Origin of the sequence: Streptomyces prunicolor (assembly GCF_045162825.1) — a bacterium.
GTDB lineage: Bacteria > Actinomycetota > Actinomycetes > Streptomycetales > Streptomycetaceae > Streptomyces > Streptomyces prunicolor.
On the sequence record NZ_CP108676.1, the window covers coordinates 5,188,682 to 5,211,803 of the forward strand.

The 23,122-nt window shown below is 69.8% G+C and carries 20 protein-coding genes, 2 tRNA genes and 1 riboswitch; of the genes, 11 read left to right on the forward strand and 11 right to left on the reverse strand.

Annotation, left to right across the window (positions count from 1 at the left end; translation table 11 throughout):
* Window position 1 precedes the first annotated feature (1 nt).
* Window positions 2–158: riboswitch (cyclic di-AMP (ydaO/yuaA leader) on the reverse strand.
* Between the two features lie 234 nt (window positions 159–392).
* A complete protein-coding gene (locus OG588_RS23705) occupies window positions 393–1,550 on the reverse strand; it encodes a PP2C family protein-serine/threonine phosphatase (protein ID WP_405949058.1) in 1,158 nt (385 codons plus the stop codon).
* A 150-nt stretch (window positions 1,551–1,700) separates the two neighbouring features.
* Between OG588_RS23705 and OG588_RS23710 the strand changes: the two genes are divergently transcribed.
* A tRNA-Met gene (locus OG588_RS23710) sits at window positions 1,701–1,774 on the forward strand.
* Between the two features lie 85 nt (window positions 1,775–1,859).
* Here OG588_RS23710 and OG588_RS23715 read toward each other — a convergent pair.
* Together OG588_RS23715 and OG588_RS23720 are read right to left on the reverse strand one after the other, a co-directional pair.
* Complete coding sequence (locus OG588_RS23715) at window positions 1,860–3,083, reverse strand: alginate lyase family protein (RefSeq protein WP_405949059.1); 1,224 nt, start codon at window positions 3,081–3,083, stop codon at window positions 1,860–1,862.
* A gap of 171 nt (window positions 3,084–3,254) precedes the next feature.
* Window positions 3,255–4,394: a dihydrofolate reductase family protein gene (locus OG588_RS23720; RefSeq protein ID WP_405949060.1), complete on the reverse strand. Its 1,140-nt coding sequence runs from the start codon at window positions 4,392–4,394 to the stop codon at window positions 3,255–3,257.
* Window positions 4,395–4,468: 74 nt separating this feature from the next.
* Here OG588_RS23720 and OG588_RS23725 point away from each other — a divergent pair, with 74 nt between their 5' ends.
* The 5 genes from OG588_RS23725 to OG588_RS23745 all read left to right on the forward strand — a co-directional run bounded on the left by OG588_RS23725 (window position 4,469) and on the right by OG588_RS23745 (window position 11,085).
* On the forward strand, window positions 4,469–4,966 hold the full coding sequence (locus OG588_RS23725; protein ID WP_405949061.1) for a MarR family winged helix-turn-helix transcriptional regulator: 498 nt from the start codon (window positions 4,469–4,471) through the stop codon (window positions 4,964–4,966).
* A 116-nt stretch (window positions 4,967–5,082) separates the two neighbouring features.
* A complete protein-coding gene (gene ribA / locus OG588_RS23730) occupies window positions 5,083–5,724 on the forward strand; it encodes a GTP cyclohydrolase II (RefSeq protein ID WP_405949062.1) in 642 nt (213 codons plus the stop codon).
* A gap of 180 nt (window positions 5,725–5,904) precedes the next feature.
* Window positions 5,905–8,112 (forward strand): MMPL family transporter, encoded by a 2,208-nt coding sequence (locus tag OG588_RS23735; protein ID WP_405949063.1) that lies wholly within the window; start codon window positions 5,905–5,907, stop codon window positions 8,110–8,112.
* A gap of 196 nt (window positions 8,113–8,308) precedes the next feature.
* The gene (locus tag OG588_RS23740) at window positions 8,309–9,256 is read left to right on the forward strand and encodes an SGNH/GDSL hydrolase family protein (protein ID WP_405949064.1); all 948 of its coding nucleotides are present in this window, start codon (window positions 8,309–8,311) and stop codon (window positions 9,254–9,256) included.
* 149 nt (window positions 9,257–9,405) lie between these two features.
* Window positions 9,406–11,085, forward strand: coding sequence for a carboxylesterase/lipase family protein (locus tag OG588_RS23745; RefSeq protein ID WP_405949065.1), 1,680 nt, complete (start codon window positions 9,406–9,408; stop codon window positions 11,083–11,085).
* A 53-nt stretch (window positions 11,086–11,138) separates the two neighbouring features.
* On the opposite strand, the gene OG588_RS23750 is transcribed toward OG588_RS23745, so the two are convergent.
* From OG588_RS23750 to OG588_RS23775, 6 genes are all read right to left on the reverse strand, one after another.
* A complete protein-coding gene (locus OG588_RS23750; protein ID WP_405949066.1) occupies window positions 11,139–12,845 on the reverse strand; it encodes an ABC transporter ATP-binding protein in 1,707 nt (568 codons plus the stop codon).
* A 237-nt stretch (window positions 12,846–13,082) separates the two neighbouring features.
* The gene (locus tag OG588_RS23755) at window positions 13,083–13,802 is read right to left on the reverse strand and encodes a leucine-rich repeat domain-containing protein (protein WP_405949067.1); all 720 of its coding nucleotides are present in this window, start codon (window positions 13,800–13,802) and stop codon (window positions 13,083–13,085) included.
* A gap of 21 nt (window positions 13,803–13,823) precedes the next feature.
* A complete protein-coding gene (locus OG588_RS23760; RefSeq protein ID WP_405949068.1) occupies window positions 13,824–14,270 on the reverse strand; it encodes an NUDIX domain-containing protein in 447 nt (148 codons plus the stop codon).
* Window positions 14,271–14,708: 438 nt separating this feature from the next.
* Window positions 14,709–15,170 (reverse strand): arsenate reductase ArsC, encoded by a 462-nt coding sequence (locus OG588_RS23765; RefSeq protein ID WP_405949069.1) that lies wholly within the window; start codon window positions 15,168–15,170, stop codon window positions 14,709–14,711.
* A gap of 29 nt (window positions 15,171–15,199) precedes the next feature.
* Window positions 15,200–16,012 (reverse strand): aquaporin, encoded by an 813-nt coding sequence (locus OG588_RS23770; RefSeq protein ID WP_405949070.1) that lies wholly within the window; start codon window positions 16,010–16,012, stop codon window positions 15,200–15,202.
* Window positions 16,009–16,542, reverse strand: a complete 534-nt coding sequence (locus tag OG588_RS23775; RefSeq protein ID WP_405949071.1) for an ArsR/SmtB family transcription factor — start codon at window positions 16,540–16,542, stop codon at window positions 16,009–16,011. The genes OG588_RS23770 and OG588_RS23775 overlap by 4 nt, the downstream gene beginning before the upstream one ends.
* Before the next feature lie 107 nt (window positions 16,543–16,649).
* On the opposite strand from OG588_RS23775, the gene arsM reads away from it, so the two are divergent.
* Window positions 16,650–17,447, forward strand: coding sequence for an arsenite methyltransferase (arsM, locus tag OG588_RS23780; RefSeq protein WP_405949072.1), 798 nt, complete (start codon window positions 16,650–16,652; stop codon window positions 17,445–17,447).
* Between the two features lie 252 nt (window positions 17,448–17,699).
* Here the strand turns inward: arsM and OG588_RS23785 are convergent, their stop codons facing one another.
* Entirely contained in the window at window positions 17,700–18,404 is a 705-nt protein-coding gene (locus OG588_RS23785; RefSeq protein ID WP_405949073.1) for a GntR family transcriptional regulator, read from the reverse strand.
* Between the two features lie 297 nt (window positions 18,405–18,701).
* Between OG588_RS23785 and OG588_RS23790 the strand changes: the two genes are divergently transcribed.
* The 4 genes from OG588_RS23790 (at window position 18,702) to OG588_RS23805 (ending at window position 22,857) form a co-directional block, all read left to right on the forward strand.
* Window positions 18,702–20,144 carry an MFS transporter gene (locus OG588_RS23790; protein WP_405949074.1) on the forward strand — a complete coding sequence of 481 codons (1,443 nt, stop codon included), beginning with the start codon at window positions 18,702–18,704 and terminating at the stop codon, window positions 20,142–20,144.
* A 72-nt stretch (window positions 20,145–20,216) separates the two neighbouring features.
* The gene (locus tag OG588_RS23795; protein WP_405949075.1) at window positions 20,217–21,128 is read left to right on the forward strand and encodes an ABC transporter substrate-binding protein; all 912 of its coding nucleotides are present in this window, start codon (window positions 20,217–20,219) and stop codon (window positions 21,126–21,128) included.
* The gene (locus tag OG588_RS23800; RefSeq protein ID WP_405949076.1) at window positions 21,125–22,150 is read left to right on the forward strand and encodes an ornithine cyclodeaminase family protein; all 1,026 of its coding nucleotides are present in this window, start codon (window positions 21,125–21,127) and stop codon (window positions 22,148–22,150) included. Before OG588_RS23795 ends, OG588_RS23800 begins: the two co-directional genes overlap by 4 nt.
* Entirely contained in the window at window positions 22,147–22,857 is a 711-nt protein-coding gene (locus OG588_RS23805) for an aspartate/glutamate racemase family protein (protein WP_405949077.1), read from the forward strand. Before OG588_RS23800 ends, OG588_RS23805 begins: the two co-directional genes overlap by 4 nt.
* Window positions 22,858–22,950: 93 nt before the next feature.
* On the opposite strand, the gene OG588_RS23810 is transcribed toward OG588_RS23805, so the two are convergent.
* A tRNA-Lys gene (locus tag OG588_RS23810) sits at window positions 22,951–23,023 on the reverse strand.
* Window positions 23,024–23,122 lie beyond the last annotated feature (99 nt).

Consider the following 23,122-nt stretch of genomic DNA (forward strand, 5'->3'; position numbering starts at 1 on the left):
TCCTTTCCTTCCTTCTCGCCTACCGGGTTAGCTGACGGGTTCGGAGCAGGAAGGTCTCCTACGCGCGTAAACCGGCCGTGTTTCCACGGCAGTCGACGAGCGATTCACCCCAAGTGGTGGTTCCCCGGTTCCCTTTCAGGATTCGGCGCGTGCGCACGGAGCCATCTCTAGTGACGGCTGGGACGACCGCGCTGCGTTATCGAACGTTAATAGACACGGGCGCCCGTTTCCAAGCTGTTCGGCTTGATCATTAACCTTTCCTTGCTGGACGAACGGCCCACCACCGGCGAAAAACGGGCGAGTTGGCCAAGTCTCAGGATTCCCACAGGTATTGACGGTGTATCAGTTGTTATGCGGAGGGCGCTCGACCGGTCACGGCCCGTGATATCCGGTCAGGGATGGCGTACGGCGATCATCGCCATGTCGTCCGTCATCCAGCCCCCGGAGTACCGGCGCGCCTCCCTGGCGAGGATGCCGAGCAACGCCGCGGGGGTACGGAAGGTCCGGCCGGCCAGCCGCTCCCCGGGGTCGTAGAAGACACCGCGGGAGTCGCGCGCCTCGGACAGGCCGTCGGTGTACACGAGGAGGGTGGCCCCGCCCGGGAACGCGAACTCCTCGGCGCGGTCGGGCCAGACCCCCAACTCGCCCATTCCCAGGGGCAGTGCGGGCTCCTGGACCTGCAACGTGCTTACGGTGCCGTCCTCGTGCAGGAGCAGCGGCGGCGGGTGTCCCCGGTCGACGATCCGTACGACGCCGTCGCCGTGCGGGAGTTCGGCGAGGACGGCCGTGGTGAACCCCTCGAACGCGTCGAGCCCGTCGCGCCGGGTGCCCTCGCGCGCCAGCGCCCGCTCCAGCCGCTGCGCGACCGCCTCCAGGGTGGCCTCCTGCTCGGCGGCCTCCCGGAACGCCCCGATGACCACGGCGACGGCGGCGACCGCGCCCATGCCCTTGCCGCGCACATCGCCGACGACCAGCCGTACGCCGTGCGGGGTGTCCTGCACCGCGTACAGGTCGCCACCGATGAACGCGCCCTCCTGCGCCGCCTCGTACCGTGCCGCGATCTCGAACCCGCCGATCCGCTCGGCCGGTTCGGGCAGTACGGCCCGCTGGGCGGCCTCGGCGATCTCGCGCGCGGAGGCGAGCTGTTCGCTGCCGCGGCGGACCAGGACGTTGATCAGGACGGCCAGGACGGCGACCGTCGCGACGGTGGCCGCCTCGGTGATCGCGCCGGTGTGAAGGACTATGCCGAGCCTGAGGTGGATCGCGAGGACGACGGCGACGGAGGCCAGGCCGGTGAGCACGGTGCCGCGCCGCGAGTAGAGCGGGGCGGCGACCAGCGGGGCAGCGGTGAAGAACGGGGCCGCGGTGAAGTCCTGCGGGGTGAGGTAGTCGTAGAACGCCCCGCCGATCAGCAGCAGCGCGGGGAGTCGGCGGACGACGGCGCGGGCGTACGAGATCCGCCGGCCCTCGCCCTCGGGGTGGGGTGCCGGGTAGGCGCCGAGGCCGGGGTCGGGCGTGGGATCGCCGGGGAGGCGCCCGCCGGCTCGCACGTACGGACCCTCCTCCACGCGTCCAGGTTTCCCCGGGCGGGGGCGGACGGCGAGTGGTGTGGGCCGACCGGATGAAGAGGCCGGAGGTGGCCCGGAGGCAAAGGTGGTGAAGGAGGCCCCGCGGATGGCGTATGGTTGGGAACACAACGGCGCGGGGTGGAGCAGCTCGGTAGCTCGCTGGGCTCATAACCCAGAGGTCGCAGGTTCAAATCCTGTCCCCGCTACTCAAGGCCGAAGGCCGGAATCCAGAAATGGGTTCCGGCCTTCGGTGTTTCCGGCTGACTTCGATCAGCGGTGTTCTCGGTGACTTCAGTCCGCGGTGTTCCCGGCGTGCGTGAGGGTCTCCCAGGAGACGAAGAGGTCGTCGCTGCCGGCCGGCCGGGTGGACTCGGCGAGCTTGTGCGCGGCGGGCACCTTCACGCCGAGCCGGCCCTCCAGGTGGTTGACGGCGACCTCCAGGTCGGGGCCCATGTTCCGGTCGACCTTGCCGCCGCACAGCCAGGCGGGCGCGGGCTCGCCGAGCTGGTAGCGGGCGTGGAATTCGAGGGCCGCTTTGAGCCGGTCCTTGACCCCGTCGTAGAGGTCGACGCCCTGGTGCCAGGCGGTCTCGGCGATGTGCGCGGTCGCGGCCAGCGAATACCCGACGTGCTTGAAGTTTCGGCACGTCTCCTGCGCGACGCCGTCCTTGAAGGTCGTCTGCTTGAACCAGTACGTCGTCAGCTTCTGCGGTGTGGTGAGCTTCGAACCCACCGGGGTGAGCGGCACCTTGCCGTCCTTGGCGAGGTAGAAGTAGGCGGGCACGCGGTCGCGGAAGCGTTTGACGGCCGCGTCGAAGGCCTTGTGGTCGTCGAGGAACACGGCGATGCCGATCGCCGCGTCCGTCATCGCGAGGTCCCAGTTGCCGTTGTAGTCCGGGAGGTCCTTGGTGACTTCCGGCTCGTAGGCGGTACGCAGCATCGTCCCGAAGCGCTTGACCCGGTCCGCCGGCCACCCCGCGCCGGGCGCGTACCGCACGATCTCCGCCGCCCGCACCCAGGTCGAACCGGCCCACGCGGTCTGCAGTCCGGCGTCGTCGGAGGTGTGCTCCTTCATCTTCGCCGACCAGTCGTCCATGATCTCCCGCGCCTTCAGCGCGTGATGCTGCTTCCCGGTGATGCTGAACAGCAGCGCCTGCGTGTACGCCGCGATCGCGTCCTCGCGCTCCTCGACACAGCCGTGCGCGGCCTTGCCGTTCCAGGGGCAGTCGACGTCCGCGTACGGCTTCGCCGTGTACTTGTACGACCCGTACTTGCTGTCCCGCATCCCGAAGTACGCCTTCAGCCAGGGCTGTTTGCCGGCGGTGACGTTCTTGCGTACGGCGTCCAGCTGGGCCTTGCTGACGAGTACCCCGGGGTGCGTGAACGCGGCGCTTGCGGGGAGTGCCCGGGCCATGGTTCGCGTGCCGGTGTCCGCCGTTCCGCACGAGGCGAGTAGTCCTACGGCTACGGACGCGCCCAGCAAGGTGATGGCGTGCCGCCGGCCCACTGACCTCATGTGTCCTACCTCCGCGTTGTCCGCACCGGTTCTTTGTGAGCGTGACCTGGTGGGGAGTGGGGCGCAGGATTTGATGGGCCGGTCGGGGAGCCCGGGGGGGAGGTAGGTGTCCCGAAAAAGTGTGACACTTTTCGCGGAAGTGTCACACTTTTCTGGGGTAGGTGTCCCGGGTCAGCCCAGCAGATGGCGGTTCGGCACCTTCGCCCGCTCCTCGTACTCCGGAAGTACGACCACCGAAACCCCCCGCGCCGCCAACATCCCGCTCCCGTCCGCCCCCTCCACGAACGTGTCCGGCTCGCGCCAAGCGGTCACCACCCGCCGCACGCCCGCGTCGAGGATGAGGCGGGCGCAGGGCTTGGGGCGGGAGGCGCGGTGGGTGCAGGGTTCGAGGCTCGTGTAGACCGTGGCCGTGGGGAGGCGCGGGTCTGCCGAGTCGATCTTCGCCAGGGCCGCCTCCTCCGCGTGGACCACCGGGTCACCCGCCTCACGGGAGTGGCCCCGGGACAACTCCGTGCCGTCCTCCCCCACCACCACCGCGCCGACGCTGAACGCCGTCTCCGAGGGCGGGCAGTCGGCGGCCAGGTCGCAGGCGAGGGCGAGCCAGTGGTGGTCGGCGGCGGAGGGGAGGTCTCCGGTGCCGGGGGCGGTGGGTTCGTAGCGCATGAGGACGACGTCCTCGATGGGGCGGGTCTCGACGAGGCGGAGGCGGCCCGGCTGGTACGTGCCCGGGCCGAAGAGGCGGGGGGCCTTGTCGTCGCCCACGAAGAGGGGGGACAGGACCAGGTGGAGTTCGTCGGCCAGGCCCTGTTGGAGGAGTTGGGTGTGGATCGTGCCGCCGCCCTCGACCATCAGGCGGTCAACTCCCCTTACCGCGTGCAGGTGTTGAAGTAGCGCGCGCCAGTCGAGATCGGGGCCGAGGGCGACGACGTCCGCGGCGAGACCCAGCCCGCGCGCTCGCTCCGCGCCCTTGTCCGTCGTATAGACGAGCTTCTCGCCGCCCGTGTGCCAGAAGTTGGCCGTCGGGTCCAGGTCGCCGGAGGCGGTGACCGTGACCTTGAGGGGGTACTCCGGCTTGCCTGCGGCGACTCGACCGGCCCTGAGCTGAGGGGAGTTGACCAGGAGGCGGGGGTTGTCCGCGCGGATCGTGCCGGCGCCGATGAGGATCGCGTCCACGGACGCCCGGACCTCGTCGACGCGGTCGAAGTCGGCCGGGCTGGAGAGGAGCAGCCGGTCGGGGCCGGTGTCGTCGAGGTAGCCGTCGAGGGAGACGGCGGCGGACAGCAGGACGTAGGGGACGTACGGGTGGGGCATCGACGCGCTCCCGGTCATTGCTCGTGGGGATGGCGGGGCTTGGTTCAAGTTTGAAACAAACCTACACTGGGGGCATGACGACTCGCTGGCTCACCGCCGAGGAGCAACGCGCCTGGCGCGCGTACATCGCCGCGACGCACCTCCTGGAGGACGCGATCGACCGGCAGCTCCAGCAGGAGGCCGGCATGCCCCACCTGTACTACTCCATCCTCGCCAACCTCTCCGAGGTGCCGGACCGCCGACTGCGGATGACCGACCTCGCCGAGAAGTCGAAGATCACCCGAAGCCGGCTGACGTACGCCGTGACCCGGCTGGAGAAGGACGGGCTGGTCCGGCGGGAGGGGTGTCCCTCGGACAAGCGGGGCAGCACCGCGATCCTGACCGACGCGGGGATGGACGTCCTGGAGCGTACGGCGCCGGGTCATGTCGAGACCGTACGGGCCGCGATCTTCGATCACCTCACCCCGGAGCAGGTGGGGCAGCTGGAGGAGATCAGCGCGGGGATCGCGCGGGCCCTGGAGGAGCCGCAGGACGTTCCGTGGCGCCGCCGCTCCACCCCTTCATGTTCGTGACCCGTCACACAAATCTGTTGCTTCAAATTTAAAACATGAGGTAGTCTCCGTGATCGTGGATGTGTTTCAAAACTGAAGCACATCCGCGTACCTGCCGCCGGACCACGGAGACCCGCATGCCCGACTTGCCCGCCGCCACCCCGCGTGCCCGCGTCCGGGTACCGCTGCGCTTCCAGGACGGCTACGGCGTCGACGCCGAACTCGTCACCTTCCACGGCCTGACCGACGGCCAGGAACACCTGGCGGTCGTCCTCGGCGACCCCGCCCCCGGCACCACCCCGCTGGTCCGGCTGCACTCCGAGTGCCTGACCGGCGATGTCTTCGGCTCCGCCCGCTGCGACTGCGGACCCCAGCTGCGCGAGGCCGTCGAGCGCATCGCCGAGCGCGGCGGTGTCCTGCTCTACCTGCGCCAGGAGGGCCGGGGCATCGGCCTCTACAACAAGCTCGACGCGTACGCCCTCCAGGACCAGGGTCTCGACACGTACGCCGCGAACACCGCGCTGGGCCTGCCGGAGGACGCCCGTGACTACACGGCCGCCGCGCAGATGCTCACCGCCCTCGGGATCAGCTCGCTCGACCTGCTGTCCAACAACCCTGACAAGGCCGACCAGTTGCGCGGGCTCGGCATCGACGTCCACGACCGCGTGCCGACCGGTGTGTTCACCACCCCGCACAACGTCCGGTATCTACGCGCGAAGGTCCTGCAGACCCAACACACGCTGCCGCTGGGCCAGTTGACGGACCTGCACGCGGGCTGACGTGCCTGAGCAGGGGCTGAGCCGCGCGGCGATGGTGTAGCGGGCTACACCATTCATTCGGGAGGGCACTCCCTCGTGCCGTAGGGCCGCCGCCGGAAGGCTTGAGACCACGATCACGCACTCGATCTCGAACGTGATCTGGATCTCGACCGACCGCCGACGTGGAGGCCTTCCCCAGCCATGGCAACTCTCCTTTATCGCTTGGGCCGTGTGGCCTTCCGGTGGCGCTGGTTCGTCACCCTGTTGTGGGTGGCGGTCCTCGGCGCCGTCGGGTTCGCCGCCGCCAAGGCCCCCGCCGCTCCGGACGACGGCTTCACGATGCCGGGCATCGAGTCGCAGCGCGCCTTCGACCTGCTGGAGCAGCGCTTCCCCGGCACCGCGGCGGACGGCGCGAGCGCGCGGATCGTCTTCGTCGCCCCGAACGGCGAGAAGGTCACCGCGACCGAGAACCGGGCGGCGATCGAGAAGCTGGTGACGGCCGCGGCCGACGGTGCCCAAGTCGCCTCCGCAGTCGACCCGTTCGCCGCGAAGGCGGTGAGCAAGGACGCGTCCACGGCGTACTCCACCGTCACCTTCAAGGTGACGGCCGACGACCTCACCGGCGCCGCCAAGACCCACCTGGAACGGGCCATCGACACGGCCAGGGACGCGGGCCTGACCGTCGAGGTCGGCGGCGACGCGCTCGCCACCCAGCCCGCCGCCGGCGGCAGCGCCGAGGCGATCGGCATCGCGATAGCCGCCGTGGTCCTGCTGATCACCTTCGGTTCGCTGGCCGCGGCCGGCCTGCCCCTGCTCACCGCGATCCTCGGCGTCGGCATCAGCATGTCCGCCGTCCTCGCCCTGGGCAGCGCCTTCGGCCTCTCCGAGACCACCGGCACACTGGCCACGATGCTCGGCCTCGCCTGCGGTATCGACTACGCGCTGTTCGTCGTGTCCCGCTATCGGGAGGAGCGGGAGAAGGGCCACGCGCCGCGCGAAGCAGCGGGACTGGCCGCCGGTACGGCGGGTTCGGCAGTGGTGTTCGCCGGACTGACCGTTGTCATCGCCCTGGCCGGTCTGTCCGTGGTCGGCATCCCGATGCTGACGAAGATGGGGCTGGCGGCGGCGGGCGCGGTCCTGCTGTCGGTCCTGATCTCCCTCACCCTGGTCCCCGCCGTCCTCGGCTTCTGGCCCAATGCCGTCCTCTCCCGCCGCGAACGGAAGAAGGGGATGAGGCGGGGCAACGGCGAGAACGGGGGCAGCCGTTGGGCCCGGATCGTCGCCCGCCGCCCGATCCCCGTCCTGCTGCTCGGTGTCGTAGGCCTCGGTGCGATGGCTCTGCCGGCCCTGAACCTCCAGCTCGGCATGCCCGGCGACGAGGCCAAGTCCACGTCCACCACCGAACGCCGTGCCTACGACGACCTCGCGCAGGGCTTCGGCCCCGGCTTCAACGGTCCCCTGACCATCGTCGTGGACGCGAAGAAGGCGGACGACGCGAAGAGTGCCGTAGCGACCGTCTCGAAGGAGATAGCAGCCACGGACGGAGTGGTCTCCGTCTCACCCGCCCGCTTCAACTCGGCCGGCGACACAGCGGTGTTCAGCGCGACCCCCGCCACCAGCCCCACCGACGAGAAGACCAAGCAGCTCGTCCAGACGATCCGCGACGAGCGGTCGGACATCGAGTCGAAGACCTCCGGCGCCAGCTTCGAGGTCACCGGTACCACCGCGCTGAACATCGACGTGGCGCAGAAGGTCCAGGACGCGCTGATCCCGTATCTGGCGCTGGTGGTCGGCCTGGCGATCGTCCTCCTGCTCCTGGTCTTCCGCTCGCTGCTCGTGCCTCTGAAGGCGGCGCTCGGCTTCCTGCTCTCGGTGCTCGCGGCGCTCGGCGCGGTGGTCGCGGTCTTCCAACAGGGCCACGGGGCCGCGCTGTTGGGCGTCGACCAGACCGGCCCGATCATGAGCCTGATGCCGATCTTCCTGGTGGGCATCGTCTTCGGCCTCGCCATGGACTACGAGGTGTTCCTGGTCTCCCGGATGCGCGAGGCGTACGTCCACGGGGACGGGCCCGGTGAGGCGATCGTCTCCGGGTTCCGGCACAGCGCCCGGGTGGTCGTGGCCGCCGCGCTGATCATGATGGCGGTGTTCTCGGGCTTCATCGGCGCGGGCGCCTCGATGATCAAGATGATCGGCTTCGGGCTGGCCGTCGCGGTTCTCTTCGACGCGTTCGTGGTCCGGATGGCGATCGTGCCCGCGGTGCTCTCCCTCCTGGGCAACAAGGCCTGGTATCTGCCGAGTTGGCTCGACCGGATCCTGCCTCGCATGGACGTCGAGGGCGAGGCCCTGAGCCGCAAGGTCCCGGCGCCGACCGCCGGCACTCCGACGGCTCCCCTCACACCGGTCCCGTAGGGATCGCGCAGACCGGGGTCGCCGAGAGCGGAGGCGGCCTCGCGGTGCCGGATCCCGTGGGGACGGGGACCGGCACAAGTCCCGGGCCCGGCGACGGGGCACTCCCCCCGCCCGTCGCCGGGCCCGCGGACGTCCACAACTCACCAAGTCACCAGCTCACCAATCCATCAACTCGCCCATCAGAGAGGGCATTTCGATGAAAACCTCCGTGCAGGCCGGGGTGGCCGGCCTCCTCGCCTGCGGCACCCTGCTCACCGTCGTCCTGGTCGCCCGCGACGGCGACGGCGACAGCCACACCGGTGTCGCCTACGCGGCCCCGTCGAAGGGCCCGTACGTGGCGATCGGCGACTCCTACACCGCCGCCCCCGGCGTCACGGACCCCACCGGCACCCCGGCCGGATGCGACCGCTCCACCGGCAACTACCCGTCCCTGGTGGCCGCCGAACTCGGCATCAAGGCAGGCGACTTCCACGACGTGAGCTGCAGCGGCGCCACGACCACCGACCTCACGGCGGCACAGAAGACGGACGACGGAACCAACTCCCCCCAACTCAAGGCACTTTCGTCCGACACCCGCCTCGTCACCATCGGCATCGGCGGCAACGACATCGACTTCAGCTCGATGATCAAACGGTGCGTGGGGATGGGCGCGCTGTACCAACTCACCGGCAGCGGAAAGTACTTCACCGAGGACGCGCCCTGTGAGCGCGAGTACGTCAACGGAGACTCCGACAAGGTCAAGCAGAAGATCAGCACGGCGGGCGACCGGCTCACCCGGGTCCTGACGGAGGTCAAACACCGCGCCCCCGAGGCCCGGGTCTACGTCGTCTCGTACCCGGCGATCCTGCCCTCCAACAGCGCCGACTGCGGCCGGGACATGTCCCTCGCCCCGGGCGACGTGAGCTTCCTCCGCGAGAAGGAGCAACAGCTCAACACCATGCTGCGGCAACGGGCTTCGGAGGCGGGGGTCGGATACGTCGACACCTACACCCCCTCCGCCGACCACAACGCCTGCACGGCGAAGGACACCCGCTGGATCGAACCGCTCGTACCGGAGAACCCGGCGGCTCCGGTGCACCCGAACGCACGAGGTGAGCGGGGCATGGCGGACACGGTGCTGCGCACGGTCAAGTCGGCTCTGTAGGAAGGTCGTTCACGATCCGAGGTGTCAACCCGCGAGTCCGCAACCTAAGTTGCACCCGTGGACACTGTGAGTCACGACAACTCGCTAGGCCGTACCGGTAGTCCCGGCACAGCATGAGGCGACTCGTCCTCAAGTGATCGGGAGACACAGTGAACTCCTCCCCCACCGGTGTCGGCCGTCGCGGCTTCCTCGGCCGTACGGCAGGCGTCACGGCCGGCGCGGCCCTGCTGAGCACCCTGCCCACCGCCCCGGCATCAGCCACCCCGCGCAACGACGCGAGCCACCCGGCCAGAACCCAGTCCGGCCTGGTCACAGGCGTCCCCGCCGCCCTCCCCGGCGTCACCGTCTACAAGGGCATCCCCTACGCCGCCTCCACAGCCGGCGAGAACCGCTGGCGCGCCCCGCGACCCCCCGCCTCCTGGCAGGGCACCCGCAAGGCCGACACCTGGGGCGCCGCCTGCCCCCAGCCGGTGACAGGCATCGCCGCCGACAAGGTGCCCCCGCTGAGCGAGGACTGCCTGAACCTCAACATCTGGACGGGGGCGGGCAGTTCGACCTCCGCCCGGGACCTCCGCCCGGTCTTCGTGTGGATCTACGGCGGCCGCAACAGCGCCATGTGGGCCTCGCAGCCGGTGTACGACGGGGCGAACCTGGCGGCCAAGGGCGCGGTCGTGGTGACGTACAACCACCGGGTGGGCGCCTTCGGCAACCTCGCGCATCCGGCGCTGAGTTCGGAGGGCGGGCACGGTGGTTCCGGGAACTGGGGTGTGCTGGACACGGTGGCGGCGCTGCGGTGGATCCGCCGCAACATCGCCGCGTTCGGGGGCGATCCGGAGCGGGTGACGCTGGCGGGCTGGTCGCACGGTTCGTCCTTCGTGAACATCCTGATGATCTCGAAGCTGGCGCGGGGCCTGTTCCACCGGGCGGTCCTCTCGGCGGGCGTGCAGTACACCAAGGACCCGGCGCTGGGCCATGTGGCGGGCGGTTACTCGGAGTTGGCGGCGGCGGAGGCCAACGGCACGGCGTTCGCGACGTACATGGGCGCGTCCACGTTGCCGGACCTGCGCGCGCTGACGGCCGACGAGATCGTGACGAAGGTGTACGCGCAGGGCGCCCCGGCGGCGGGCACGAGCTTCGGCAACGTACTGGACGGCTATGTCCTGCCGAAGTCGTACACGGCGGCGATGAAGTCCCGTACGGAGTACGACATCCCGGTCCTCAGCGGCAACAACAAGGACGAGAACGGCGCGTCCCCGACCCTGACGATGACGGTCGCGGCGTACGAGGCGTACGCGGAGACGACGTTCGGCGACAGTGCGGCCGACTTCCTCGCCCTCTACCCCGCGACGACGGACACGGAGGCGGCAGCCCAGTACAACGCCTACGCCCGCGACGAGGAACGGGTCTCCACGTTCCTCTGGGGCACCCAGTTCCGCGTCACGGCCGCCAACCGCAGCCCGGTCTACAACTACTGGTGGACCCACGTCCCCCCGGGCCAGGACACCACCAACCCGATCGAACCGGCGGACGGCGCGGGCGCGTACCACGGCGCCGAGAAGTACTACCTCTTCGGCAACCTGTACGGCACGGACCGCCCGTGGACGGCCGCGGACCACGCGATCGCCGACACGACGTCGTCGTACATCGCGAACTTCGCGGCGACGGGCAACCCGAACGGCCACGGCCTGCCGGTGTGGCCGGCGTTGCGTACGTCGAAGCCGGTGTCGATGGAACTGGGCGACCACTTCGCGCCCCTCCCGGCGGCGGACAGCCAGGCCAAGTACACCTTCCTGAAGGGGTACTTGGAGTCGCAGACGACGGAGTACTGACGCGGTACCGACGGAGTACCGATCGAGTGTTGATCTCGCACCGCGGGCGGAGGTCAGCCGTGCGCTCGGGCCGTGAGATAGGGGTCCCGGCGGAGGGCCTCGCGGCTGCCGAAGAGGGTACCGGCGGCCAGGCCGGCAGCGGGCAGCAGCAGCGCGGCGGTGGCCCAGGCCGGTCCGGGCAGGGCGTCCATGACCATGATGGGCAGGCCGAGCACATCACTGAGCGGACCGGCCAGCGAGGCGGACAGCAGAGTCCCGACGAGCACGCCGACGACCCCCGCGACCCCACCGGAGAGCATGGCTTCACCGAGCAGGACGCGGCGTAGTTCGGGCCGTCCGGCACCGAGGATCCGCAGGATGGCGAACTGGCCGATCCGGGCCCGCGCGCTGTCCCCGGCCCGGACGGCACCGAGCGCGAGCGCGCCGAGGGCGAGAACCAGCACGCCGAGGCGCATCGCGAGATCCGCCGCACCGAACAGACCGGGCAGGTCACGGACCCGGTCGGACACCGCGGAGGCCGAAAACCCCTTGTCCTGAAGGGACTTGGTGACCGCGGCCACCTGCCGCTGATGCTCGACCACGACCACGACCACGACCACGACGACGGCGGACTGCGCACCCTCCCTGTCCCGGAAGTCTCCCGCCGACCGCCCTGCGCGTGCCGCGGCAAGCAACGCGGCCGTGTCCTGCGAGAGATAGGCGACGCCCGGCCCGTCGGCCTGCCAACCGGGGTCGTACAGAGCGACGATCTTGAGCTTGACGACAGCCCTGGTACCGGAAGCACCGCCCGTCGCCTTGGTGTACCCGAAGGCGACGGACCGACCGAGGAGTGAAGTGAAGTCGGCCCCCTGCGCGTTGGCGGGCAGCACGACCTCGTCCGGACCGAGCGGCCCGGTGAACTCCCCCTCGACGACCGGCAGATCGTCGTCCGGGGTCAGGGTGTGACTCGCCAGGTCGTACGTCCCGTTCTCCTCGGCGTACAGAACGGAGGGGTAGTCGGCGACGACCTGCCGAACTCCCTTCACCCGCGCGGCTTCCCGCAGCGCCGAGCTGGTGAGCGAACGGACCGACGCATCGCCCTCGAACGAGGAGAGTTCGATCTGCGTGAGCCCACCGGAGCCCAGCACATACCGCTGATCGCAGACCTCGGCGACCGCGGCGGAATGCGTCACGAGCAGCACGGCCGCGCCCCGCTCGGCACACGAACGCAGCGAACTCATCACGGAGTTGGCGTTCTTCGGGTCCAGCCCCGAGGTCGGCACGTCGGCGAGGACGAGCACCGGTTCCTTCACAGCGGCCCGGGCCACCGCGATGCGCTGCCGCTGCCCGCCGGAGAGTTCGGTGACCGGAGAGTCCGCCAACTGCTCCATACCGAGGTCACCGAGCATCGCCCGGGCCGCCGTACGGTGCCGGGACAGCCGTGGCCCGAAGGCGGCGGCGACGTTCTCCCACGCGTTGAGAAACGTGAGAAGCCCGAGGTCCTGCAACACGATGCCGACCGAACGCAGCCGCAGCGCGTCCCGGCCGGCCGGTGACAGCGCCGCGGTGTCGGTACCGGCGATGTGCAGCGAGCCCGCGGCCGGCGAAAGAATGAGCCCGAGAAGGGCGAGGAGGGTGCTCTTCCCGGACCCGGACGGCCCCTCGACGGCGGCCATCGTTCCCGCCCGAAGGCTGAGATCGGCCCGGCTCAGCCCACCACCGGCCGCGTATCGGAAGGCCAGGCCTTCGCTCAGGACGACTGGTGGGGAGGTGTTGTTCATACGTCGTCTTCACCCGCTCCCCGTGTTCGTCCCCAACTGGGCGTCGGACTTTACATGTTGGGGAATGTCGGGAAGTGACCGAAAGGCGCCGACGGCAAGATATGGAATGTCCCGGATATATGGACCGAGAGATGTTCCTGAACGCTGCGAGTCCAGTGTCCACAAGAGACTCGGAGACCAGATCCAGCCGCTGCCGAGGCAGCCTGATTCACCCTCGCGGAGCAACTGCCCCGCTGCTCACGAGAGGACGACGCACCCGCGCCGCTCCAACTCGCCCAGCAGCGACGAGGACGGATCGCAGGCGTTCCAGCGCAGATCCAGCTTCTCCAGGGAGGGCAGGTCCAGTAGCCAGTCCGGCAGCAGGGTGAGGCGGTTGCTGCGTACGTCGAGGTGGCGTAGGCGGGGCAAGTCGGCCAAGGCGGGCGGGAGTTCGGCTAGTGCGTTCTCCCGTAGGTCCAGGTGACGTAGGTGGTGGAGGTCGGCGACGGATGACGGCAGGTGGGTGATCTCGTTGCCCCGGAGCCAGAGTTCGCGCAGGTTGAGGAGGTTCCCGATGGTGTCGGGGAGCGTGGTCAACTGGTTGTGCTGCGCGCGGAGTTCGGTCAGCGCGGCCATGCGGCCGATGGTGTCGGGGAGGGCGGTGAGGGTGTTCTCACCTGCGTTGAGGTAGCGCAGCCGGGTCAAGTTGCCCAGGGTGTGCGGGAGTTCGGGCAGGTCGTTGTCGTGGAGGTACAGGCAGCCGTTCAGGTCGGGCAGGGCGCCCAGTTCGGCGGGCAGCGAGGTGAGGTGGTTGTGGCCGAGGTCCAGGGTGGTCAGTCGGCGCAGTTGGGCGATCTCCGGTGACAGGGTCGTGAGTCCGTTGTCCGCGAGGATCAGGACCTGGAGTTCGGTGTCCTGCCAGACCGACTCCGGTACTTTTCCCAGGTGTTGGCGCCAGAGGTTCAACACGTGGGGCACAGCCCGCTCCCTTCAACTCAACTACGCCCAGCCGTACAGAGACATCTGTGTCCCGGTTCCGTTGAGGTAGTGGTCGAGCGCCTGGGCGTTGCCCCGGACGAAGTTCTCCGGAACGGCGTCGACGTCGACCCAGCCGACCTGCGCGTGCTTGAGGGGTTCGCGGTTCTCGGGTTCGCCGGTCCACTCGTCCGTGGCGAAGACGACCGTGAGGTAGCCGGTCGGTGCCCCGACACCCAGGGCCGCGTGGACGACGTGGACGACCTTCAGCGACTCCTCCGTCACGACGAGCCCGGTCTCCTCGTGCAGTTCGCGCACGGCGGTGGCGGTGACGGGCTCGCCGGGTTCGTTCTTGCCGACTGGGAGGTCCCACATCCCGCGGCCGAACTTGGCGTACTCGCCGCGCTGGATGAGGACGACCCGGCCCGCGGCCCGGTCGTGCACGATGACGGCGGCGACCAGCAGGGTCACAGGGAGCCCGGCCGGGTGGCACCCGGCTCCCCGCCGATCGTCGGCGCGTCGCCACCGTCAAGGTCCGTCACGACGATCCCGTCCGTCCCGACGCCGCGTACGAGTCGGCCGCCCCGGGGACGATCACACCCGTCAGCCCCGACACCGTCGCCGCCGCGGCGAGCAGCGAAATACGCCTCGTCTTCACGCAGGTCCCCCGGACACACGATGAGGCCCCGGCCCGGCCGCGTGGGAGGGGGCCGGGGCGTAAACCCTCAGGTCAAGTTCTGGGCGGATCGTACTACGGGGGCTCGGGGGTCTAGAGGACTACGGGGGCTACGGGGGCCCTTCGGCGCGCGGAACCCCCGGATCGGACGGAGTCTGCGGCATCCGCGCGGTGAAGGTGAGGGTGGAGGAGAAGGAGACACGGCGTGAGCCGACCCCGCTCCCCCTCCGGGATCAGGCCGATGCCGCCGAAGTTCCGAGTCCGGGTCCGGGTCCGAGTCCGAGTTCGCCGAGCAGACCGCGTACCCGCCGCTCGATCTCCTCCCGGATGGGCCGCACGGCGTCCACCCCTTGCCCCGCCGGATCTTCGAGCCGCCAGTCCAGGTACCGCTTGCCGGGGAAGACGGGGCAGGTGTCCCCGCAGCCCATCGTGATCACGACGTCCGAGGACTGTACGGCCTCGACGGTGAGCACCTTGGGCGTCTCGGCGGAGATGTCGATCCCCACCTCCGCCATGGCCTCGACCACCGCCGGGTTGACCGTGTCGGCGGGAGCGGAACCCGCCGATCGAACCTCGACCCGGTCACCGGCGAGGTGGGTGAGGAAGGCGGCGCCCATCTGGGAACGGCCGGCGTTGTGGACGCAGACGAACAACACGGAGGGGCGCGGGACGGCGGAAGTCATGGCGGGTGTCATGGCGGGTGTCCTTGGGGGCGGAAGTCCGGTCAGGGGGAAGCGAGTTCGGGCTCGTCGTGCGGAGCGACGACGGCGGCGACGGTGGCGGTGACGGCTGTTGTTGTTGCCGCTTCTGTTGTTGTTGCCGCTGTTGTTGTTGCCGCTGCTGTTGCTGTTGCCGCGCGATCGCGCCGTCCGTACACGACCGTCACGGCCGTCAACCCGACCACAACGCCCAGCAGTTGGGCCCCGATGAACGGGGCGACGGAGCCGGGCGCGATCCCGGCGAAGGTGTCGGTGAAGGCACGGCCGATGGTGACGGCGGGATTCGCGAAGGAGGTGGATGAGGTGAACCAGTAGGCGGCCCCGATATAGGAAGCCACGACCGCCGGGGCCAAGGCGGCACGGCCGACCCGCTCCAGCCCGAGGACGAGCAGGACCAGCCCGCCCGTGGCGACGACCTCACCCAGCAACAGGTGCCCTGCGGAACGGTGTTGGGTGGAGAACCTCACCAGCGGCTCGCCGAACATGGCATCGGCCAGCACCGCACCGGCGATCGCCCCGGCGACCTGCGCCGGAACGTACGCGGCGACCTCGCGCAGGCCGGGACCCTCACCCGTACGACGGCCGGTCGCCCACGCGGACAGGGTCACGGCGGGGTTGAAGTGCGCGCCGGAGACCGGCCCGAGCAGCGTGATCAGCACGCCCAGACCGAGGACGGTGGCCAGGGAGTTGGCCAGCAACTGCACGCCGACATCGTGCGACAGCTCGGTCGCCTGGATGCCGGAGCCCACGACCACGGTCACCAGCAGCCCGGTCCCGACCGCCTCGGCGACGACCCGGCGACCAAGTGGCGCCGTCACGGGGTCACTTCGGCGGTGGTGGCTTCAACGACGGTTGCTTCGACGACGGTTGCGTCGGCGGCAGTTGCTTCGACGACGGTCACTTCGGCGGCAGTTGCTTCGACGACGGCCACTTCGGCGACGGTCCGCGGTGTCGTCAGGAACGCGGCGAGCTGGTCCAGGACACCGGGCAGCACCCAGTAGTACACCCACGTCCCCCGGCGTTCGCAGTCGATGAGACCGGCCTGCCGCAGCAGCTTGAGGTGGTGGGAGATCGTCGGCTGGGACAGGTCGAAGGCCGGCGTCATCTCACACACGCAGACCTCACCACCGTCCCGCGAGGCGATCATCGACAGCAGGCGCAGACGCACCGGGTCGCCCAGCGCCTTGAACACCTTCGCCAGCTCCGTGGCACGTTCGTCGGCCAGGGGCGCCGAAGCCAGACCGGGACAGCACGAGCCGTCCTGACCGACCTCTTCGACCATTTCGACCCTTTCAGCCACGTCCCTCGCCCCGATCCCCCCGATCACCTCAAGCTCTTGTTTCGACATGCCTCTATATTGACGGCTTTCGATTCAAGGCGCAAGGTTGCATCAACGAACGTCAATACAGCCCGCTACGGGGCCTGTCATGCCCCATCCCGCTGAGGAGTGACGTGATGCGCGAACAGTCCAGCGACCTGCGCGAAACCGTCCGCCGCCGGTACGCAGCCACGGCCGTGAAGGTGGCCGAAGGAGCCGGCACGGCATGCTGCGGGCCCGAGCCCCAGTCGCAGCCCGAGTCCCAGTCCCAGTCCCAAACCCAGCCCGTCGAGGTCGACGAGAACTTCGGCTCCGCGCTCTACCCCACCGCCGAACGGGACAGCCTGCCCACCAAGGCGGTCGCCGCCTCCCTCGGCTGCGGCAACCCCACCGCCGTCGCCGAACTCCGCGAGGGCGAACGTGTCCTGGACCTCGGTTCCGGCGGCGGCATCGACGTCCTGCTCTCCGCGCGCCGCGTCGGCCCCACCGGCAAGGCGTACGGGCTGGACATGACCGAGGAGATGCTCGCCCTCGCCCTCGCCAACGCCGAGAAGGCGGGCGCCACCAACGTGGAGTTCCTCAAGGGCACCATCGAGGCGATCCCCCTGCCCGCGAACACCGTCGACGTGGTCATCTCCAACTGCGTGATCAACCTGTCCGTCGACAAGCCCGCCGTCTTCACCGAGACCTTCCGCGTCCTCACCCCCGGCGGCCGCATCGGCATCTCCGACATCGTCGCCGACGACACCCTCACCCCCGAACAGCGCGCCGAGCGCGGCGACTACGTCGGCTGTATCGCCGGCGCACTGTCCTTCACCGAGTACCGCACCGGCCTGGAGGCGGCCGGCTTCACCGGTATCGACATCACCCCGACACATCCGGTCGCGGACGGCATGCACTCGGCGATCATCCGGGCCACCAAGCCCCGGAACTGAAACAGCGCCTGCCTGAAGGAAGCCGACTTGGGCGCTGCGTAGCAGGTCAGCCCATGGGGGTCGAAGTCCTGGCTGGATCTTGCCGGGTGGTTCCGGACGCTGACTCGGCGTCCGGAACCACCCGCTCAGAGCAGGTGCGTTCTGAGGTTCGGTCCATCTCAAGACAGCTCCTGCCACCCCGTCCGCTCACGCATCGCTCACGCATCGCTCACGCAGAAGAGACGCACGCAGAACAGACGCCACCCGGACACGTCATCCCAGCCCGCCCTCCTCGCCGGGGTCGATACCGGCCGGCAGCACCCCGGCCAGCGACTCCAGGGACGGACGCCGCCCGCGCTCCACGTGGACGAAGGCCAGGGACGCGGCGAGTTCGGTGTCGCCGGCGCAGATCGCCTCGTAGAGCTCGCGGTGTTCGGTGCACAGGACGCCGGGGTCGCGGTCGGAGGTCAGCCGGAACAGCCAGCGCACGCGGGCGCTGATGGGCGCCATCATCGAGTTGAGCAGGCGGCTGCCCGACAGTCGCACGATCGCTTCGTGGAAGGCCGCGTTGGCGGCGGCGATCTCGGGCTGCCGGCCTTCGTCCGTGGCGAGTTCGGCGCGGGCGAAGGCGGGTGAGAGCAGCGCGGAGGCGCGTTCGGCCGCCTGCCCGCTGGCGAGCCGGGCGGCGAGCACTTCGAGGCTCGTGCGCACGCTGAACAGCTCGTCGATGTCGCGCAGGGTCAGCTGCGTGACCATCGATCCGCGCCGGGGCAGCGTCGTGATCAGCCCCTCGGCTTCGAGCTGGGGCAGGGCCTCGCGGATCGGGATCCGGGAGACGTCGAGGCGCTCCGACAGCTCGCGCTCCAACAGCCGCGTGCCCGGCGGCAGTTCGCCTTCGATGATGCCGTCCCGCAGGTACTCGTAGACCTTGTGGACCAGTGAACGGCCGTCGGAGCCGGAGGAGTCCGTAAGTGACATGGCATACAAGATAGCCGAGGCTCCACTCAGGCCATCAAGGCCCGCAGCCGATCTCCACGCAGCACAACCTCACCAAATAGCCGCTCTCACCTGGTGTTTTTACAAGCATGGAATCTGAACGACCCATCCCTTACGTCGAGTTAACATCGCAGCCCTGTAGCCGCCGAACCGTCGTTGGTATACCAATAGCACTCACTGGTTGACGGAGGCCCTCATGGATCGCACCGCACCAAGTCCCCTGAAGATCACGACGACGACCACACCCCAGGCACCCCAGACATCTCCGGCAGGTGTCGCATGAGTGCGTCCCAGGTCTCCGCGCCGTCCGCGGCGCGCCCCGCCACCAACACCCTCGCGCGGACCCTCGACGAAGCCGGCTTCACCCGGGCCCAGTTCTGGGTGCTCATGATCATCCTGGCCGGGATGTTCTTCGACACCCTGGAGCAGAACTCCGTGGGCGCGATGGGCAGCCTCATCAAGTCGTCCCTGCACATCGGCAACAACGAACTGACCGCGATCAACAGCTTCACGGTGATCGGCGGCCTGATCGGCCGGTTCGCGGGCGGCTGGATCGCCGACCGCCACGGCCGCCGCACCTCGCTCAGCGTCAATCTCCTCGTCTACACCCTGGGCGGACTGCTCAGCGCCGTCGCGATGAACTACCCCACCCTGCTGGCGAGTCGGCTCGTCGTGGGGATCGGCCTGGGCGGTGAGTTCACCATCGGCATCGCGATGCTGTGCGAGATGGTCGCCACCCGCCACCGCGGAACGCTCGTCGCCATCCTCAACGTCGGCTCCGGCGGCGTCGGCAACTTCCTCTCCTACGGCCTGTTCCTCCTGCTCCTGGGACCGCTCGCGCCCGCCCTCGGCGGCGACCACCTGGTGTGGCGCTGGACGTTCGTGATCCTCGCCCTGCCCGCCCTGATCGTGGTGGTATACCGACGGCGCCTACCGGAGACCCCCCGCTTCCTCCTCTCCCAGGGCCGCGTCGACGACGCCAACCGCTCCCTGGCCCGGCTGACCGGCGACCGGCTCGACCCGAAGCACGCACCGGCGTCCGTCCCGTCCGTGCTGACCGAGGCGGACATCCCCGCCCGCCAGGTCAAGGCGTCACCGGCCGCGGTCTTCGGCCCCTCGGTCCTGTCCCGTACGGTCACCATCGGCGCCGCGTCGTGGATGGCGTTCGGCGCGCAGGTCACCCTGAACTTCCTGATGCCGACGCTGCTGACCGAGCGCGGCTACACCCTCTCCGACAGCCTGCTCTACACGATGATCATGAACGTCGGCTCGCTGCTGGGCGCCTGCGCCTCGGCACTGCTCGCGGGCCGTTACGGCAGGCGGTCGGTCATCGGCGTGGCCGGCAGCCTGGGCTGTCTCACCGCCGTCGCCTTCGCGGTGTTCGCCCACCAGACCGCGGCGATCCTCCTCCTCGGCGCGCTCTTCCAGTTCTTCACCATGCTCACCAACACCACCCTCGCCGTGTGGTCCCCGGAGCTGTACCCGACCCCGATCCGGGCCAGCGGCACCTCCATCGTCAACGGCATCGGCAACATCGCCGGAGCCGTCATGCCCTTCGCCGCCGTCGCCCTGTGGGACCGGTTCTCCTTCGCGGGCGTCTTCGGGATGGTCGCGGTGATGTACGCGGCGCTCGTGATCGCCTCCCGGTTCGCCCCCGAGACCCGCAGCCGCACGCTCGAAGAGGTCAACGAGACGACGGCCCCCACCCCGACCCACGCCTGACCGGCGCCGGCGGCAACAGCACCATCGGCACCCGCACCGCCGTACCCCATCCCCCTAGAGAGGACGAACAACATGGACAAGCTCACGATCTCCGCCACCGCCAACGGCCTGAACTACCTGCCCGAATACCTCGCCGACCAGGAAGGTCTCTTCCACGACGCGGGACTTGAGGTCACCGCCGTCGCCCGCGACCCCTGGACCGGCGTCCTCGACGACCTCGAAACCGGCCGCGCCGACATCGCGCTCGGCGGCCTGTGGGTGCCGGCCATGTACGCAGGCAGCGAGCGCGAACTGAGCGTCGTATGCCAGCTCAACCACCAGTTCCCCATGGCCATCGCGGTCCGGGACGGCAACTCCACCGGATCCGGCGACTTCGTTCTGGAGGACCTGCTCGGCAAGGTCGTGCTGGCCCCCGGCGCGGGCGGCAGCGCCCCCTACGAGTTCACCGCCGGTCTGCTGCGCGAGGCGGGCGTGGACCCGGCCGGCATCCGCTTCGTCCGCGACCTCTCCACGGCGATGCTCGTGGAGCTGTTCACCGCCGGACTCGGCGACGCCATCATCGCCGACCTGGTCACCGCGACCGAACTGGAGGCCGCGGGCACCGCCCGGATCGTCTTCCGCCACCTCGACGACGGCGGCATCATGCCCAACAGCGTCTACTACTGCCGCACCGACCGCGTGGCCGAACTCCGCGACCACATCACCCGGTTCACCGCCGCCATCGACACCGCGATGCGACTCGTACCGACCGTCGACCCACACACCATCGACGCCATCCTCAAGCGCCGCTGGCCCGAGAAGGACCAGGGCATCCTCCGCGAGGCACAACGCCAGATGGCGGCCAGCGCCGTATGGGACACCGTGGCGATCGACGAGACGGCCAGCGACCGCTGGATGCGCATCCTGGCGGAAGGCGGCCTGGTGCGCTCCGCCCCCTCCTACGCCTCCCTCGCCGACGACAGCTTCATGGCGGACTACCGATGACGCTGCTGCTCGGCTCCGCCGACCTCACCGGGCTGGTCAGCCGCGCCGAGGTCATCACGGCCGTACGCACCGCACTCATCGACCTCGCCGAGGGCCGGGCCGAACAGCCCGCCCCCGTGGCCTTCCCCGGCACCGGCACCACCCAGTTCCTTCCGATGACCGCGACCTCCCACCGGCTCGGCCTGTCGGCGGTCAAGGTCATGTCCGACGCCCCCGACAACCGCGCGGCCGGTCTGCCCACCCAGCGCTCCACGGTCCTGCTGCTGGACGCGCGCACGGGAGAGTGCCTCGCCGTACTGGACGGCGCGGTCGGCACCCGGACGCGTACGGCGGCGGCGAGCGCGGTAGCCACCGACGCGCTCGCCCGCCCGGACGCCCGCGTGCTGGGCCTGGTCGGCGCGGGACGGCTCGCGATCGAGCACGTGCACGCGCTGCGGGAGGTACGCGCCCTGGACACCGTGCACGTCTGGTCCCGTTCCCCCGCCACCGTGCGCGCCTTCCACCACGCGGTGGGCGACCTCGTCGACGTCGTCGAGGCACCCGACCCGCGACACGTGGTCGAGGCGGCGGACATCGTCTGCACCCTCACCCCCGCCCGGCACCCGGTCGTCCACGGGGAGTGGTTCCGCCCCGGCCAGCACATCAACGCGGTCGGCGCCCCACCGCGCCCCGACCACCGGGAGATCGACGCGGCGGGCATGGCCCGCGCCACCGTCGTGGTGGACAGCACCCCCACCCAGCTCCTCAAGTCCGGAGAAGCCGTCCTCTCGATCGCGGAAGGCGCCACGACGACCGGGACCTTCAGCCGCGAACTCGGTGCGGTCCTGGCCGGATCGGCCCCCGGCCGCACCGACCCACAAGAGATCACCCTGTTCAACTCGGTCGGCATCGCCCTCCAGGACCTCGCCTACGCGGCACTCGCTGTAGAGCATGCGCGGGCCACCGGAATCGGCATCAACACCCGCACGGCGTACGGCACTTCGGACCTACGCATCACAGCGGGAGCGGGAGCGACACGATGACCGTCATCGCCGTGGTCAACTGCAACACCAGCACCACCATGACCGAGACCATCGCCGCCGGTGCCCGTGCCGTCGCCCTGCCCGGCACCCACATCCTGCCTCTCACCCCCGCCTGGGGCGTCGCCTCCGCCGAGGGATGGTTCGACAGCTTCCTCAGCGCGGCCTCGGTCCTGGACCTCCTCCAGAACCTCGACCAGCCGGTCGACGGAGTCGTCATGGCAGGCTTCGGCGAACACGGCCGCGAAGGCGCACGCGAACTCCTCGACGTCCCCGTCGTCGACATCACGGAGGCCGCCGCCCTGTACTCCCTCGTCCTGGGTCGCCGCTTCGCCGTCGTCACCACACTCGCCCGGGCCGCGGGCCAGATCGAGGACAGCCTGCGCACCGCCGGACTCCTCGACCGCTGCGCCGGAGTCTTCGCCACCGGCCTGGGCGTACTCGACCTCGAACTCGACCCGGCCACCACCGAGGAGGCGTTCATCGACGCGTCCCGCCAGGCGATGGCCGCCGGCGCGGAGGTCATCTGCCTCGGCTGCGCCGGCATGACGGGACTGGACACCCGCATGACCGACCGGCTCGGCATTCCCGTCGTGGACGGCGTCAGCTGCGCGGTCGCCCTCGTCGAGTCACTGGCCCACCGCCGCCTCACCACCAGCAAGGGCGGAACGTACGCGGCGCCTCTGCCCAAGCTCCGCACCCTCAGGTAGGAGGCCCCGAAACGGAAACGGCGCCCGCGCCGACCAAAGTCGACCCGGACGCCGCACAGCAGGTCAGAGGCCATAACCCCCGCCCACCACCGGTAGACCCTGTGGGACTCGAACCCACAACCAATGGATTAAAAGTCCACTGCTCTGCCAATTGAGCTAAGGGTCCTCGCGATGTTGCCTCCCCGAGCATAGCGGGAGGTGGCCGTGTCTCCGATCGGGTATCGGGGACACGGCCACGCCGGACGGTGGAACAGGCGACCGACTG